The sequence below is a fragment of the Paracoccaceae bacterium Fryx2 genome (assembly GCA_032334235.1).
Classification (GTDB): Bacteria; Pseudomonadota; Alphaproteobacteria; order Rhodobacterales; family Rhodobacteraceae; genus JAVSGI01.
Map to the genome: position 1 here is coordinate 585,057 of JAVSGI010000003.1, position 14,984 is coordinate 600,040.

The following is a 14,984-nucleotide window of genomic DNA, read 5'->3' on the forward strand; positions in this document are numbered from 1 at the left end:
TTACTGCCTCAGATCACTGACGGAATCGCTGTCCACGACATCGGCCACCCGGCGCAGCGCCAGGAAAAGCGCCAGCCCGATCGCCACCTCCGCCGCCGCCAGCACCAGCACGAAGACGAACATCCCCTGCCCCTGCGCGTCGCCATGAAACGCGCCGGCGGCAATGAAGGCCAGCGCCGGGCCCGACAGCATCACCTCCAGCGAGATCAGCTGGAACAGGATCGCGCGCCGCGCCATCACCCCGAACAGGCCGGTGGCAAAGAGGCCGGCGGAGAGGATCAGCGTCAGGATCAGCGTGGTTTCGGTCATTGCCCGTCCTCCCCCTGCCGGGGGCGCCGCCCCAGATGCCGCGCGCCCATCAGGGCGGCCAGCAGCAGGAACGACGCGATCTCCACCGCAATCGCCCAGGGGCCGAACAGGAGCGCCCCCACCCGCTTTGCCGGCACCGAGGCGACCTCGGCCCCCTCCACCAGCCCCCAGGGCGCGCCGCCCAGCGTGAAGGGCAGCACCACCAGCACCACCACCAGCGCGGGCATCTGCCAGGCCTGCTTCAGCCTGCTGCGCTCCAGCGCCAGCGCCTCGGGCGAGGCATCGACCGTCATCACCACGAAGACGAACACCGCGAGGATCGCCCCGGCATAGATCAATATCTGCACCGCCCCGGCGAACCCCGCGCCCAGGCCGAAGAACGCCGCCGCCAGCGACAGCAATGTGGCCACCAGCCACATCAGCCCATGCACCACGCTGGGGCGCGTGACAGCCAGCAGCGCCGAGACCAGCGCCACAAACCCCGCCCAGATCACGAAAACCTCGCTCATGGCCGCAGATCCCGCAGATCGACCGGCGGGCTTTCGTTTTCCGCCTCGCCCTTGTCCTTGCCCGCAATCGCCTTGCCCGCCACATCCCAGTAGCGGTAGCCCGCGTGCTTGCCCTCGCCCGAAATAAGCAGGTCCTGCTTGTCGTAGACCAGCGAGGCGCGTTCGTAGTCGGCCAGCTCGAAATCGGGCGTCAGCTGGATCGCCGAGGTCGGGCAGGCCTCCTCGCAGTAGCCGCAGAAGATGCAGCGGGCGAAGTTGATCCGGAAGGTTTCGGGATACCAGCGGCCGTCCTCGGTCTCGGTCTTGACCACATCGATGCAGTCGACCGGGCAGACCACGGCGCAGAGGTTGCAGGCCACGCAGCGTTCGGTGCCGTCGGGGTCGCGCGTCAGCACGATCCGCGCCCGGTAGCGCGGCGGCAGCACCGGCTTTTCCTCGGGGTATTGCCGGGTCTTGGTCGGCGCGAAGAACATCCGCCCCACCCGCGCCAGCGATTCCGCGATGCCCTTGATCATGCGCCCCTCCCCACCACGATCCAGCCGGTGACCAGCAGGTTCACCAGCGCCAGCGGCAGCGCCACCTTCCAGGCAAAGCTGATAAGCTGGTCATAGCGCGGCCGGGGCAGCGCCGCCCGCAGCCAGATGAAAACAAAGGCAATCACCCCGACCTTGGCCCCGAACCACAGCGGCCCCGGCAGCCACGGCCCCAGCCAGCCGCCCAGAAACAGCGTGGTGAACAGCGACGCCACCAGCAGGATCGCCAGATACTCGCCCAGAAAGAACAGCGCGAAGCTCATGCCGGAATATTCGGTCATGAAGCCCGCCACCAGATCGTTTTCCGATTCCTGAAGGTCGAACGGCAGGCGGTGCGCCGCCGCAATCCCGGCGATGAAGAACAGCACCGCGCCGAGCGGCTGCACCACGATAAACCACAGCCCCTGCTGCGCCGCGACGATCTCGCCCAGGTTGAAGCTGCCCGCCAGCAGCACCACGCCCATCAGCGACAGGCCGAGAAAGCTTTCATAGGCCAGCAGCTGCGCCGCCGCCCGCAGGCCGCCCAGCATGGCATAGCGGTTGCGCGACGCCCAGGCGCCCAGCACCATGGCATAGACCGTCAGCGCCAGCATCCCCATCACGAAGACCAGCCCCATGTCGAGGCCCGAAATCGCCAGCCCCGGCCCGAACATCACCACGCCGAACCCCGCCAGCATCGGCAGCGCGGCAAGCGCGGGCGCCATCAGATAGGCCGCGCGGTCGGCACCGGGCGGGGCGGCGTCTTCCTTGGTCAGCAGCTTCACCGTGTCGGCCACCCATTGCATGAAGCCGAAGTATCCGACCCGGTTCGGCCCCAGCCGTTCCTGAAAGAAGCCCAGCACCCGGCGTTCCACCCAGGTGAACACCCCCGCCGCCACCAGCAGCGCCGCGATCAGCACGACCGAAAATGCGAGGGTCAGCCCGAGGCCGATTGCGGTGTTCATGGCGCGGCCTCCAGCCTCAGGCGGCCCGCCCGGCCGCGTGGTGCGGCAAGCCCCACCGAAAGTCCGACATGGCCACGCGGCATCGCGGCATCAAGCGTCAGCATTGCCGCAGTCGGCGCGCCCTCCACCAGCACGGCCGCCCCCGCCGCCAACCCCAGCGCCGCCGCATCCTCGGGGTGCAGCAACAGGCGCGGCCCGGGCGCGCGGGCGGCCAGCAGCGGGCTCGCGCGGTCGGTCTCGGTGGCCGAGAAGGCATCGTGCAGCGGCAGCCAGATCAGCCCCTCGCCGTCCGTTTCCGGCACGGGGGCCACGGGGGTCACGCCACCCTGCCCTGCCACCAGCAAGGCCGCACCGGGGTCGCCGCCCTTCAGCGGCCCGCCGATGTATTCCTGCGCATGGTATGCGGCAGACACCGAATGCATCCCCGGCACCACCGGCCCGGTCGAAAGCGCAGGCGGCACGCGCGCCCCTCGAATGCCCTCCATCGTCCAGCTTAACCCAGAGTCGCGGTCGTGCGGCGGCGTGCCCTCGGGCAGCCGTCCGGCCAGATCCGACGCGGTGCGCCCGGAAAACGGCGCAGGCGCGCGGGCGACCCGGCCGGGCACAACGCCGACCGGGGCCGCGTCAACCGCCCCGGCCAGCGCCGGACAGTCGGCCTCCATCGCCGCAAGCACGTCCTCCAGCGTTGCATCCTCGGCGAACAGCCCGCCGATCTGCGACAGCACCCGCCACGCGGCGGGCCGCCCCTCGGGCAGTCCGGCAAAGCCGCGCTGCGCCCTGCCCTCGAAATTGACCACCGTCCCCGCTGCCTCGGCAAAGCTCGCCACCGGCAGCACCAGATCGGCCGCTGCCGTCAGCCGGGTTTCCAGACAATCCAGAACAATGACCGATGTCGCCGCCGCCATCAGCCGCGCCACCGTCGCCGGGTCGGCACGCTCGAACACGTCGGCCTCCAGCACGAACAGCGGACCAGGCGCGGCCTCCAGCGCCAGCGCCGCCGCCTCCAGCCCCTCGCCGCCCAGCAGGGCCAGCCCCATGCTGTTGACCTCGGCCGGGAACAGCGCCAGCCGCGCCCGCACCCCAAGTTCCGCCACCACCGCCGCCGCCGCCTCGACCGCGCCGCCTGACCCCAGCCCCATCCCGGCCACCACCAGCGGCGCCGCAGCCTCGGCCAGCGCGGTTGCGGTGGCCAGCGCCTCGGCATCCGCCACCGGCTCGCCGCGCAGCGCCGCCGCCACGGCAAAGCCGAACTCGGCCACCTGTGCGGGGGTCCGCCGCAGCGCCGGGCGGGCAATGTCGTCCAGCGCGTCGGGCAAGGGTGTCACCAGCGTGACAGGCGACAGCCGCCCCTCACCCGCCACGCGCACCGCCGCATCCTGCCAGCCGGGCACGCCCTTTTCCGCCGCCAGCGCCCGCGACGCCCCGCGTGATGCCTGCCGCAACGCCAGGGCGGCGCGCGGGGCGGTGCCGGTCAGATCCTCGCCCAGCACAAGGGCCGCATCGGCGGTTTCAATATCCTTCATGCTGGCGATGCGTGCTGGCCCCGCCACCAGAACCGCCGCCATCCGCCGCACCAGCGCGGCTTCGGCATCCGACACGCCAGCAAAGAACCGCCCCGCCCCCACCAGCCGCCGCAGCGCGAAATTCGCCTCCAGCGACGCACGGGGCGAGCCTACGCCGCAAGCTCCCGGCACCAAAGCCCGCGCCGCTTCCAAAGCCGCCTCGGGGGCCACCGCGGCCCCACCAAGGCGCGGCACCGAAATCCGCGCGGCATCGGCAAACAGCGGCCCGAACCGACCACGGTCGCACAGGAACGACCCGTTCAGCGCGCCGTGATAGCGGTTCTGCACCTGCCGCAGCGTGCCGTGGCGTTCATAAAGCGTGATGTTGCAGCCCGCCGCGCAATGCGGGCAGATCGCGGGCGTCGCCGCCATGTCCCAGCGGCGGGCGTATTTCTGCGACCAGCCCTTGTCGTTGAACACGCCGGTCGGGCAGATCTCGGCCAGATTGCCCGCGAAGGGGCTTTCCAGCACGCCATCGGTCGCCCGGCCGAAATACACCCGGTCATGCGCGCCAAACACATCCAGATCGGTGCCGCCCGCATAGTCGCGATAGAAGCGCACGCAGCGATAGCAGGCGATGCAGCGGTTCATTTCGTGCGTCAGCAGCGGCCCCAGATCCTGATTGCGGTGGGTGCGCTTGGGCGCATCGGACCGGCGGTTGCGGTGGCCGGTCGCCACTGTCATGTCCTGCAAATGGCAGGCGCCGCCTTCCTCGCAAACCGCGCAATCATGCGGGTGGTTGAGCATCAGCCATTCGATGACATGGGCGCGGAAGCGCGCGGCGTCGGGGTCGGCAACCTCGACCCGCTGGCCGTCGCGCACCGGGGTCATGCACGACATCTCGATCCGCCCCACGGTATCCTGCGGACCATCGAAAACCCTGACCGCGCACAGACGGCAGGCGCCCACCGACCCCAGATCGCCATGCCAGCAGAAATGCGGCACCTCGACCCCCTGTTCCAGACAGGTGGACAGCAGGTCGCGCCCGGCCTCGGCCTCGACCTCGCGGCCGTTGATCGTGATCTTCACTGTCACAGCATTCCCCTCCGGATCGGGCAGCCGCCGTCAAGATGCGCCGCGACCAGATCGCCGAACCGCGCCAGCAGGCTGGCGAGCGGCCCCATCGCCCCGCCCATCAGGTCGCAGAAGCTGCGGCCGCGCGGCCCGGCCTCGGCCGCCGTCATCGCCAGCACGTCAAGGTCGGAGCGGGTCGCCGTGCCCTCCTCCAGCGCATCCAGAATCCGCGCGGCCCAGGGCAGCCCGTCGCGGCAGGGCGTGCACCAGCCGCAGCTTTCGCGGGCATAGAAGCGCATGTGCCGCGCCGTCACCCCCACCGGGCAGGCGGTCTGGTCCAGCACGATCAGCGTGCCCGTGCCGAACATCGACCCCGCCCGCGCCGTGTGGCCGAAATCGAGCGGCACATCCAGATCGCCCGGTTCCAGAAACCCCGAGGCGCCGCCGCCCGGCTGGAAGCAGCGCAGCACGCCATTGCCCGACACGCCGCCGCAGCGGTCGATCAGCTCGCGCGCCGTGGTGCCCATCGGCGCCTCGATCAGCTGCGGGCGGTTGACCCGGCCCGAGACGCCGTAGAGCTTGGTGCCCCCTTCTTCGGTGCGCGACAGGGCGCGGAACCATTGCGCGCCATGCTCCAGAATGTGCGGCACCAGCGAGATCGTCTCGACGTTGTTCACCGTGGTCGGCCGCCCCCAGAGGCCGACCTGCGCCGGGAACGGCGGGCGCTTCCTGGGCACGGCGCGCTTGCCCTCCAGCGCCTCGATCAGCGCGGTTTCCTCGCCGACGATGTAGCGCCCGGCCGAAGGGTGGACCCGCATCCGCAGGCTGAAGCCCGAGCCCAGGATGTTCTGGCCCAGCAGTCCCGCCGCCTCGGCCTCGGCAATCGCGCGCTGCATGGCGGCGATGCCGCCGCGATAGGCGTCGCGGATCAGCACGATGACCTCCGACGCATGGGTGCCGTAGGCGGCGATGGTCGCGCCCTCGATCACCTGATGCGGCAGCGCCTCCAGCAGCAGGCGGTCCTTGAAGGCGCCCGGCTCCATCTCGTCACCATTGACGATCAGGTAGCTTGGGCCGTCACCGGGCGTCGTGCCCGGCTCGGGCATGAAGCGCCATTTGTGCGCCGCCGGAAAGCCCGCGCCGCCGCGCCCGTTCAGATGCGCCTCGGCAACCATGTCCACCACCTCGCGCGGCGTCATTCGCAGCGCGCGGGCCACCGCACCATAGCCGCCCAGCGCCTGCCATTCGGCCAGCGTGTGCGGCACCCGGTCGGGGCGCGCCCGCCCGGTGAGGGGGGCAAGGCCGTTCGGGGGGGCAAGGCCGTTCGGGGGGGTGAGGCCGGTCATAGCCCGCCCTCCAGCAGCGCGGCCAGCCCGTCCGGCGACAGCGGCCCGACCAGACGGCGGTCGCGGCCCACCACGGCGGCAGGCGCACGGTCGCAGCCCCCGACGCAGGCCATGTTGATCACGGTATACCTGCCGTCGGCCGTGGTCTGGCCGAAGCCGATGCCCAGCCGCGCGAACAAGGCATCGCGCACCGCGTCGCCGCCGTTCAGCCAGCACGGCGCGCCGTCGCACAGAAGGATCACCGTTTCCCCCACCGGGCGGCGGAAGATCAGGCTGTAGAAGGTGGCAAGGTTTTCCAGCTCCGCCACGCCCACGCCCAGCACCTCGGCCGCCTCGGCCAGACGTTCGTCCGACACCCAGCCTTCGGCGTGCTGGATCAGCCGCAGCGCCTCCAGCATGGCGGCCTGCGGGCTGCCGTCATGGTCCACGGCGGCGCGGATACGGGTGGCAAGGTCTGCGGGAAGGGTCATCTGTCTACATCCGACATCACGAAATCAAGGCTGGCGACATGGGCCACCAGATCGGCCACCGTCATGCCGGGCAGGATAAGCGGCAGCATCTGAAGATGCGCGAAGGACGGCGTGCGGATGCGGGTGCGGTAGCTCATCCCGCCACCATCCGAGATCACCGAATACTGCGCCAGCCCGCGGTGCGACTCGATCTGTCCGGTCGCCTCGCCCACCGGCACGTTGGTGCCCCAGCTGACGGCGAGGAAATGCTGGATCAGGGTTTCGATGTCGTGCTGCATCCGGTCACGCGATGGCGGCGTGGTCAGCGGATGGTCGGCCTTGATCGGACCTTCCGGCATGTTGTCAAGGCATTGGCGGATGATCTTCAACGACTCCCGCATCTCGTCCACCCGCACCCGCGTGCGGTCGTAGCAATCGCCGCGCGTGCCGGTCGGCACCTCGAAGTCGAAGTTCTCATACCCCGAGTAGGGCCGCATCTTGCGCCAGTCCCAGTCGCAGCCCGTGGCCCGCAGCCCCGGCCCGGTGGTGCCCCAGCGCAGCGCGGTGTCGGTGTCATAGGCGCCCACCCCCTTGGTGCGGATCTGGAACAGTTCCGAGCGCATCACCATGCCCTCGTATTCGTCCAGCCGCGCGGGCATCCAGTCAAGGAACCCACGCACCAGCGCATCCCAGCCGGTCGGCAGGTCCATCGCCACGCCGCCGATGCGGAAGAAGGCCGGGTGCATCCGCGCGCCGGTGATGGTCTGCATCACCTCATGCGCACGCTCGCGGTCGGTGAACATGTAGAACACCGGCGACATCGCCCCCACGTCCTGCGCCATGGTGCCGTAGAACAAGAGATGGTTGGTGATCCGGAAGAATTCGCACAGCATCACCCGGATCACCTGTGCCCGGTCGGGCACCGTGATGCCGCACAGCCGTTCGACCGCCATCAGATACGGCAGTTCCGACATGACGCCGCCGAGGTAGTCCACCCGGTCGCAATAGGGGATGAAACCGTGCCAGGTCTGACGCTCGGCCATCTTTTCGACGCCGCGGTGGTGATAGCCGATATCGGGCCAGGCCCAGACCACCTCTTCGCCGTCCAGCCCCAGCAGAATCCGGAAAACGCCATGCGTGGAAGGGTGATGCGGGCCGAAGTTCAGAACCATCAGCTCTGCCCCGTCGCGCGAGGCGGGCAGGCCAAGCTCTGCCGGGTCGGATACCTGCGCACGCTCCTCGCGCTCGAAATAGGCGTCCGTCATGCGGAACGGCGGCTGCTCGGTGGCGCGGGCATAGTGGCTCTTGCGCAGCGGATGCCCTTCCCAGGTCGGCGGCATCAGGATGCGGCGGTGGCTGTCGCGCCCGTCGAAATGCACCCCGAACATGTCGAACGCCTCGCGCTCATACCAGTCGGCATTGGCATAGACGCCCGCCAGCGACGGCGCGCGCGGGTCGGCCCCGTCGCAGGCCATCTTCAGCCTGATGTCGGCATTGCGCCCGAACGAGGTCAGGTGCGTCGCCAGCGTGACACCCGAGGCGGGCTGGCCCTCGCGATGCACCCGCGCGGTTTCGTCAATCGCCCAGAGGTCGGTCAGCAAGCCGAACGGCTGCGCAATCTCCTCGCGCAGGAAGCGGTGAATGGCGGTCGCAGCTTCCGGCGCGATCCACAGCACCGGAAACGCCTCGCCGGTCGGCTGCGCGTGCAGCACGGCCGACCCGAAGCGCGCGCGCAGGTCGTCAATAACATCAAGGGCAGAGGACTCCGGACTCATCACGCCTCCGGGTCGGCAAGGCGGGTGACGGCGCTACGTTCGGCGCGCAGGGCGTCGCGGCGGGGTTCGGGCGCAAAGGGGCGCGGCCCGGTGGGGCGGGCGGCCAGCGCCTGCTCCATGTGCAGCCCGGCGGGCATCGGCACCGAAGGCGGCAGCGTAATCGCCAGCGGGCGGCGTTCCGCCCCGATCTTGCCTTGCAACAGCACCAGCGCATCCATCAGCGCCTCGGGGCGCGGCGGGCAGCCGGGAATGTAGACATCGACGGGCAGGAAACTGTCGACCCCCTGCACCACGGAATAGATGTCATACATCCCCCCCGAATTGGCGCAGGCCCCCATCGAGATCACCCAGCGCGGCTCTCGCATCTGCTCGTAAAGCCGTTGGAGCGGCACCGCCATCTTGCGGAATACCGTACCCGACACGATCAGCAGGTCGGCCTGACGCGGCGTCGCCCGGATCACCTCGGCGCCAAAGCGGGCCTGGTCGAACACCGGTGTCAGCGCGGTCGCCATTTCCACATAGCAGCACGACAGGCCGAAGTTGAACGGCCAGAGGCTGTTCTTGCGCGACCAGGCTACCAGATCGTCCAGCCTCGTGAACAGTTGCGACATGGCCATACGCTCGCCGGGCGGGGTTTCCGCGCCGGGGCGGGTCAGATCATAGGTCATCGGCACCCCCCTTGCGCGGGCCGGTTTCTAGCGCGCCATCCATCCAGAGCCAGGCCAGCGCCGCCAGCAGCACCGCGATGAACACCGTCGCCGCAATCAGCCCGTCGCGCCCGACCTCGGTCGCGGCCACAGCCCAGGCGAACAGCAGCGCCGCCTCGACATCGAAGATCATGAAAAACACCGCAATCATGAAGAACGGCGCGTCAAGCTGGCCCTGCATCGGCTTGCCGGGGGCGGCGCCGCTTTCATAGACGCCAAAGCCGTCGCGCGAGCGTTCGCGCAGGAATCCGGCCACCACGAGAATCGCCACGACCACGCCCACCACAATCGTGACGTGCAGCAGCAATGCCGCGCGCGGGTCGACGAATGACAGGAAATTGAACATGGACGGCTTCCTTCCGATTGCGTGTTCCGGCCTGCCGCCCCCTTCGGCGGCATCGCGACATCCCGTGTCCTGACCGTGCTTAGCGGGTTGTTCCGACGGGTGACTTTGATCTTGATCAGATATTCCCTGTCATTGCCCTAACGTAAGTCGGCCGCAGAATACAGGTTTCTGACGGCGCCGCCCGCAGGAAATCGCCGCTGCGGCCCCCCTGCCGCGCCCGCCCGCACCATCGGCCAAAGCCGACGGCACACCCGTTCAACGCGAACCTGCACACTAGCCCGCCGTTCGGCAAGTTCCAGCCCATGCGACACGATGTTGCTGCGGCCACAAGACCGGCCCGCGCGGGCAGCACCGGCTCCGGCCCGATTCGGGCCTTCCCTTCCCGCGGCAAACCGCCTAGATCACAGCGTCCGGAAACCGGATGCGGGGCGTCATGCGATGGTCCGGAATACCGCCGCGCATGCGCTCTTTGCAGGAGTCCCGCCATGCAGAAACCGGATGGCGCCGCAGAGCCCGCCCTTGCAGACCGTGCCCGCCTTGCCGCGCTGGCGGATCTGCAGGTGATGCACAGCCCCCGGACCGCCGCCCTCGATGCCATCGTGGCCAGCGTGGCCGCGATCTTCGGCTGCCCGGTCGCGCTGGTGTCGCTGATCGGTCACGACGAGCAATGGTTCAAGGCCAGACATGGCACCGACCTTGAGGGCACGTCGCGCGACGTGGCCTTCTGCAACCACACCATCCGGATGCGCGACCCACTGGTGGTGCCGGACTCGCGGGCCGACACGCGCTTTGCCGACAACCCGCTGGTCACCGGCGCGCCGCACATCCGCTTCTATGCCGGGGTGCCGGTATCGGTCGACGGCACGACCAACCTCGGCGCGCTTTGCGTGATGGACACCCGGCCCCGCAGCCCGACCCCGGCCCAGATGGCGCACCTGCAGAACCTCGCCCGCGCCGTCGAGGGCCTGCTGCAGGCCGAAAGCGCCGCCCGCGCCGCCCGGATCGCGCTGCGCGATGCCGAAGCCCAGCGCCAGATGGCCGAACGGCGCGAGCTTCTGCTCCGCCAGGTAGAGCGCATGGCAGAGGTCAGCGCCTGGCGCGTGAGCTTCGACGGCAGCCCGGTCGAATGGTCCGACGGCCTTTACCGGCTGCACGACCTGGCACCCGACACGCCGCTGACGCTGGACCTCGTGCTGTCCTACTACCCCGAACCCGACCGCAGCCGGGTGCGCGCCGCGATCGACCCGGCCAACCCCGACCCCAGGCCGTTCGATCTCGAAGCCGATTTCCGCACCCCGTCCGGCCCGCCCCGCCGCATCCGCACCATGGGCGAGGTCGAATACGTGAACGGCCGGCCCGGCGGCTATTTCGGCATCTTCCAGGACATCACCGAACGCGTGCTGGCCGAACGGAAGCTGTGGCATACCGCCCATGTCGACGATCTGTGCGACATCCCGAACCGGCGCTGGTTCCACGAACATCTGGCAGCGGCCATTGCCACCCGTCGCGAAGGGCCGGACCGCCTTGCGCTGATGCTGATCGACCTCGACCACTTCAAGGAGGTCAACGACTCGCTCGGCCACCGCGCGGGCGACGTGGTGATCCGCAGCCTCGCGCAGCGGCTGCTGGCCCGGGCCGGCCCCGACACCTTCGTGGCACGCCTCGCGGGCGACGAATTCGCCCTGCTGCTGCACACCCCCCTGACCGACGCCGACCTGCAGACCCGTGCCGACGCGGTGCTGGCCGACCTGCGCGCGCCGGTCGCCTTCGGCGGCCGGCAGATCTTCCCGTCGGCCTCGCTCGGCATCGCCTGCTTCCCGACCGATGCGGAGACGGCCGACGACCTGCTCGGCCATGCCGACATGGCGCTTTACCGCGTCAAGCGCACCGGCCGCAGCAGCGCCGGCTTCTACAGCGCCGACCTTGGCGACATCTTCGACACCCGCCGCCTTGCAGTCGAAAACGTGCGCCGCGCCAGCATCGAAGGCCGCATCGTGCCGCACTACCAGCCCAAGGTCCGCCTGTCGGATGGCCGCCTGACCGGCTTCGAGGCGCTGGCCCGCATCGTCACCCCCGCAGGCGAGGTCTGCGAAAGCGATGCGTTCCACCCGGCCCTGTCCGATCCCGCCAGCGCGCAGCTGATTCACCGGCACATGATCGAGGCGCTGACCACCGACATCCGCCGCTGGCTCGACCGCGGCCTGATCCCCGGCACCATCAGCTTCAACGCCTTCGAGTTCTGCTTCCACACGCCGCGCTTCGTCGATCACCTGATCGCGCGGCTCGATGCCCTGCGCATTCCGCGCGCGATGATCGAGGTCGAGGTGACCGAAACCGTGTTCTGGGGCGACGACCCGGCGCTGTCGGGGCGCATCCTGCACCAGTTGCGCGACAGCGGCCTGCGGATCTCGCTGGACGATTTCGGCTGCGGCACCGCCTCGCTGCTGCACCTGCGCGAGTTTCCCATCGACTGCATCAAGATCGACAAGTCCTTCATCGCGGGGATGCAGAGCAACGACCGCAACCTGAAGATCGTGAAATCCGTTCTGGCGCTGGGGCATGACCTGCAGATGGAAATCGTGGCCGAAGGCATCGAGACCAAGGCGCAAAGCGACCTGATGCGCGACATGGGCTGCGATACCGGCCAGGGCTACCTGTTCGGCACCGCCCTGCCCGCCGCCGAGGCCGAACTGCGCATGGACCGAAAGCCGGGGCCTGATTTTTCGTAGAAAAATCGCACCCCATCCGATTTTTCTACGAAAAATCCCGTCTCACCACACGATGCGCCGCCCTGTGCCATCGAAAAAGCCGCCGCTTTCCGCGGGGGTCAGCCCGTCCATCACCGCCAGCAGGGCCGCCGCAGCCTCGTCGGGGGCAATCGCCGGATGGCTGGCCTGATACTTCGCGGTGAAGCCCGTCGCCACCGTGCCCGGATGCAGGCAGACCACGACGGCCCGCGGGTGGCTGCGCGCCACCTCGATCGCCGCGGTATGGATCAGCTGGTTCAGCGCCGCCTTCGCCGCGCGGTAGCCGTACCAGCCGCCCAGCGCATTGTCGCCGATCGAGCCCACCCGCGCCGAAAGCGCGGCAAAGCGCAGCACCCGGTCCTTCGGCATCAGCCGCAGCGCGTGTTTCAGCACCAGCGCGGGCCCGATGGCATTCAGGGCGAACTGCGCCGCCAGCGCGCCCGCATTAAGCGCGCGCAGCGTCTTTTCCGGTCCAGCCCCGCCGATTTCCAGCGCGCCGGTCGCCACGATGATCCGGTCGAACCCCGGCTCCAGCGCGCCCAGCAGCCGCGCCACCGACGCCTCGTCGGTCACGTCCAGCCCGTCGGCCGACCGCGACAGCCCCTGCACCTCTGCCCCGCGCGCCGTCAGCACCCGCACCAGCGCCGCCCCGATCCCGCCCGAGGCCCCGACCACCAGCGCCCGTTCGCTCCGCTCTGCCATCACGCGGCGCAGCCCGGCGCCCGGATCAGCCCGCGCTGCAGCAACAGGCCGATCACCGCCGCGCCATAGCGGGCATTGCCATGCACCCCGTCTGGCAGAAGATAATCGGCGTCCAGCGGTGCGCCCGGCGGGCAAAGCTCCGGCGCGGGGTCGAACACCCTGACCCCCGCCGCCCGCATCCGCCCGGTCAGCGCCTCGGCGAAGGCCGGGAAGTTGCGCCGCGCAAAGGCGTGCGGCGGCGCCACCAGCGTCATGTTGCCATGGCGCGACATCCGCCGCGCCAGCCGCACATGGTTGGCGCGGAAGGCATCGACATAGGCCCCGACCATGGCCCGCGAGACATAGGCGCTGCCCGCGTCCGCCGCGAAATCGGCCGCGTCGGTGACGTGGCCGTTGGCACTGAACGGCGGCACGATCCGCCCCATGTGATAGCCCATCGCCGCCAGCACCGGCACGTCGGCACTGATCACGCTGCGCCCGCCCAGCCGTTCGCGCAGGGCCAGCACCTGCTTCTGCATTCCCGGCAGGCCGCGCACCCAGATGCCATGCTGGGCGTGAAACACCACCTGCCCCGAATGCCATATGTTGCCCGAAAACCGCAGCATCTCGACCCGCAACCCGTGGGCGGCACAGCCGTCGGCCAGCGCGTCGGAATGGCTGTCGCCGATCACCAGCAGGTCAGGCAGCATTGAAACCCTCCAGCGTCATCTCCTCGCAGACCAGTTCCTCTGCCGCCATTTCGGCGCGCAGCGCCTTCATCCGGTCGGCCGCCGCGGGGTCGGCGCCATGCACCGGCGGGGCCGACACGTCCAGCCCGGCAAAGAAATGCGACATCACGAAATCCACTCCCTGATGCGCCACCGACCGCAAGTTCGGCTCGTAGAACGCCGACCGGGTCGGCGCGCCGGAAATGATCTCGTAAGACGGGAAATAGTCGATCCGCGCATCATCCGCCGCAAGGTCGCCCGCCACCGCGCGCAGCACCGACTTGGAATACATCGTTGCCGCCAGCACATGCCCGCCCGCCGCTGTCGCGGTCAGCGGAACCGGCGAGACGGTCAGCAGCACCCGCAGCCCCGGATTGATCGCCCACATCAGCGCGAAGGCCGCCTGCAGGTCGGCCAGGATCGCCGGATAGCGGTGGTTGCGGAACACATGCGCCGCCGGATCGAACTGCCCCGCCAGCGTGCCGGGGCAAAGCGGATACACCTGCCCGGTCGCCGCATTCTCCCACCCCTCGGTCAGCCCGAGCGTGAACACGAACACCTCCGCATCGGTGATGGAGCGCCGGAAGGCCCGCACCATCGACGCCCGGCTCAGCCCCAGGTCGGCGGCATCGGCAAAGGCCACCGGCTCGATCGCCGGGCGGATGCTGTCGCGCAGCCCCGGCCCGTCAGCCCAGACCTCCAGTGCCGCCGGGTCGGCCTCGCCCGCCGCCATCCGCACATGGGTCAGCAGTTGTGCTGCGGTGTAGATGTTGCCGGTCCGCGCCGAAAAGACGCCGTAGTTGTAGGCCTCGGCCAGTTTCGGCGGGGTGCGCATCGGCGCGGGTTCGGCGTTCAGCCAGTTCATGCCACGCGCAACCAGCGCCCGGCTGATGTGCTGGGCGAAACACGAGCCAAAGGTGGAAAACCGCGCGTCCGATGGCAGTTGCCACTTCGACGCCCACAGATCCTTCAGCCCGAACAGCCCCGGCTCCGCCACCCCGGTGCGCCAGAAGGCGCGGGGCGGCAACCCGGCATAGGGGTTGGCAGGCGGGCTGACGGGGGAACTCATTGTCGGATCACCGGAAATTGCCTTGTCTCAGGCGCCAGTTGGAAACGAGGCCCAGCACCGCGTCAAGCCTGCACCCCGGTTTTTTGCATCTTTCCTTTTGCGGAATCCCTCGTATAGTCCGCCCCATGACACGGGACCGCCACATCGCCTGCACGACCGGGACTCTTCATCCCCGGCAGACGCATGCCTGCCCTCCCACGCTTCTGCTTCTTAGCCGCCTCTGAGCGTGCCCTTGGGCGCGACCGCTCAGAGGTGACCAGCGCCC

General features: G+C 69.5%; 14 protein-coding genes. 1 reads left to right on the forward strand and 13 read right to left on the reverse strand.

From position 1 onward, the window contains the following. Genes nuoK through RNZ50_03855 form a run of 10 tightly spaced genes read right to left on the reverse strand, consistent with a single transcriptional unit; the run spans position 1 to position 9,494 of the window. The gene (nuoK, locus tag RNZ50_03810; protein MDT8854173.1) at positions 1-309 is read right to left on the reverse strand and encodes an NADH-quinone oxidoreductase subunit NuoK; all 309 of its coding nucleotides are present in this window, start codon (positions 307-309) and stop codon (positions 1-3) included. Continuing rightward, complete coding sequence (locus RNZ50_03815) at positions 306-818, reverse strand: NADH-quinone oxidoreductase subunit J (GenBank protein ID MDT8854174.1); 513 nt, start codon at positions 816-818, stop codon at positions 306-308. Before RNZ50_03815 ends, nuoK begins: the two co-directional genes overlap by 4 nt. Further along, positions 815-1,333, reverse strand: a complete 519-nt coding sequence (gene nuoI / locus RNZ50_03820) for an NADH-quinone oxidoreductase subunit NuoI (GenBank protein ID MDT8854175.1) — start codon at positions 1,331-1,333, stop codon at positions 815-817. Before nuoI ends, RNZ50_03815 begins: the two co-directional genes overlap by 4 nt. Beyond that, positions 1,330-2,295, reverse strand: a complete 966-nt coding sequence (gene nuoH / locus RNZ50_03825) for an NADH-quinone oxidoreductase subunit NuoH (GenBank protein ID MDT8854176.1) — start codon at positions 2,293-2,295, stop codon at positions 1,330-1,332. The genes nuoI and nuoH overlap by 4 nt, the downstream gene beginning before the upstream one ends. Beyond that, positions 2,292-4,892 carry an NADH-quinone oxidoreductase subunit NuoG gene (nuoG, locus tag RNZ50_03830; GenBank protein MDT8854177.1) on the reverse strand — a complete coding sequence of 867 codons (2,601 nt, stop codon included), beginning with the start codon at positions 4,890-4,892 and terminating at the stop codon, positions 2,292-2,294. The genes nuoH and nuoG overlap by 4 nt, the downstream gene beginning before the upstream one ends. Further along, a complete protein-coding gene (locus RNZ50_03835; protein ID MDT8854178.1) occupies positions 4,889-6,217 on the reverse strand; it encodes an NADH-ubiquinone oxidoreductase-F iron-sulfur binding region domain-containing protein in 1,329 nt (442 codons plus the stop codon). Before RNZ50_03835 ends, nuoG begins: the two co-directional genes overlap by 4 nt. Further along, entirely contained in the window at positions 6,214-6,687 is a 474-nt protein-coding gene (gene nuoE, locus RNZ50_03840; protein MDT8854179.1) for an NADH-quinone oxidoreductase subunit NuoE, read from the reverse strand. The genes RNZ50_03835 and nuoE overlap by 4 nt, the downstream gene beginning before the upstream one ends. After that, positions 6,684-8,441 carry an NADH-quinone oxidoreductase subunit C/D gene (gene nuoC / locus RNZ50_03845; protein MDT8854180.1) on the reverse strand — a complete coding sequence of 586 codons (1,758 nt, stop codon included), beginning with the start codon at positions 8,439-8,441 and terminating at the stop codon, positions 6,684-6,686. Before nuoC ends, nuoE begins: the two co-directional genes overlap by 4 nt. Beyond that, positions 8,441-9,058: an NADH-quinone oxidoreductase subunit B family protein gene (locus RNZ50_03850; GenBank protein ID MDT8854181.1), complete on the reverse strand. Its 618-nt coding sequence runs from the start codon at positions 9,056-9,058 to the stop codon at positions 8,441-8,443. The genes nuoC and RNZ50_03850 overlap by 1 nt, the downstream gene beginning before the upstream one ends. Before the next feature lie 40 nt (positions 9,059-9,098). Next, positions 9,099-9,494 (reverse strand): NADH-quinone oxidoreductase subunit A, encoded by a 396-nt coding sequence (locus tag RNZ50_03855; GenBank protein MDT8854182.1) that lies wholly within the window; start codon positions 9,492-9,494, stop codon positions 9,099-9,101. Between the two features lie 485 nt (positions 9,495-9,979). Between RNZ50_03855 and RNZ50_03860 the strand changes: the two genes are divergently transcribed. Next, entirely contained in the window at positions 9,980-12,223 is a 2,244-nt protein-coding gene (locus tag RNZ50_03860; protein MDT8854183.1) for an EAL domain-containing protein, read from the forward strand. Between the two features lie 42 nt (positions 12,224-12,265). Here the strand turns inward: RNZ50_03860 and RNZ50_03865 are convergent, their stop codons facing one another. Genes RNZ50_03865 through RNZ50_03875 form a run of 3 tightly spaced genes read right to left on the reverse strand, consistent with a single transcriptional unit; the run spans position 12,266 to position 14,719 of the window. Next, on the reverse strand, positions 12,266-12,943 hold the full coding sequence (locus RNZ50_03865) for an SDR family NAD(P)-dependent oxidoreductase (protein ID MDT8854184.1): 678 nt from the start codon (positions 12,941-12,943) through the stop codon (positions 12,266-12,268). Next, a complete protein-coding gene (locus RNZ50_03870) occupies positions 12,943-13,632 on the reverse strand; it encodes a hypothetical protein (protein ID MDT8854185.1) in 690 nt (229 codons plus the stop codon). The genes RNZ50_03865 and RNZ50_03870 overlap by 1 nt, the downstream gene beginning before the upstream one ends. After that, on the reverse strand, positions 13,622-14,719 hold the full coding sequence (locus tag RNZ50_03875; protein MDT8854186.1) for a GSCFA domain-containing protein: 1,098 nt from the start codon (positions 14,717-14,719) through the stop codon (positions 13,622-13,624). Before RNZ50_03875 ends, RNZ50_03870 begins: the two co-directional genes overlap by 11 nt. Positions 14,720-14,984: the final 265 nt, after the last annotated feature.

Excerpts from the sequence above, each read along its gene's own strand:
- nuoK (MDT8854173.1), bottom strand. The coding sequence starts at position 309 with ATGACCGAAACCACGCTGATCCTGACGCTGATCCTCTCCGCCGGCCTC.
- RNZ50_03815 (MDT8854174.1), bottom strand. The coding sequence starts at position 818 with ATGAGCGAGGTTTTCGTGATCTGGGCGGGGTTTGTGGCGCTGGTCTCG.
- nuoI (MDT8854175.1), bottom strand. The coding sequence starts at position 1,333 with ATGATCAAGGGCATCGCGGAATCGCTGGCGCGGGTGGGGCGGATGTTC.
- nuoH (MDT8854176.1), bottom strand. The coding sequence starts at position 2,295 with ATGAACACCGCAATCGGCCTCGGGCTGACCCTCGCATTTTCGGTCGTG.
- RNZ50_03835 (MDT8854178.1), bottom strand. The coding sequence starts at position 6,217 with ATGACCGGCCTCACCCCCCCGAACGGCCTTGCCCCCCCGAACGGCCTT.
- nuoE (MDT8854179.1), bottom strand. The coding sequence starts at position 6,687 with ATGACCCTTCCCGCAGACCTTGCCACCCGTATCCGCGCCGCCGTGGAC.
- nuoC (MDT8854180.1), bottom strand. The coding sequence starts at position 8,441 with ATGAGTCCGGAGTCCTCTGCCCTTGATGTTATTGACGACCTGCGCGCG.
- RNZ50_03850 (MDT8854181.1), bottom strand. The coding sequence starts at position 9,058 with ATGGCCATGTCGCAACTGTTCACGAGGCTGGACGATCTGGTAGCCTGG.
- RNZ50_03855 (MDT8854182.1), bottom strand. The coding sequence starts at position 9,494 with ATGTTCAATTTCCTGTCATTCGTCGACCCGCGCGCGGCATTGCTGCTG.
- RNZ50_03860 (MDT8854183.1), top strand. The coding sequence starts at position 9,980 with ATGCAGAAACCGGATGGCGCCGCAGAGCCCGCCCTTGCAGACCGTGCC.
- RNZ50_03865 (MDT8854184.1), bottom strand. The coding sequence starts at position 12,943 with ATGGCAGAGCGGAGCGAACGGGCGCTGGTGGTCGGGGCCTCGGGCGGG.
- RNZ50_03870 (MDT8854185.1), bottom strand. The coding sequence starts at position 13,632 with ATGCTGCCTGACCTGCTGGTGATCGGCGACAGCCATTCCGACGCGCTG.
- RNZ50_03875 (MDT8854186.1), bottom strand. The coding sequence starts at position 14,719 with ATGAGTTCCCCCGTCAGCCCGCCTGCCAACCCCTATGCCGGGTTGCCG.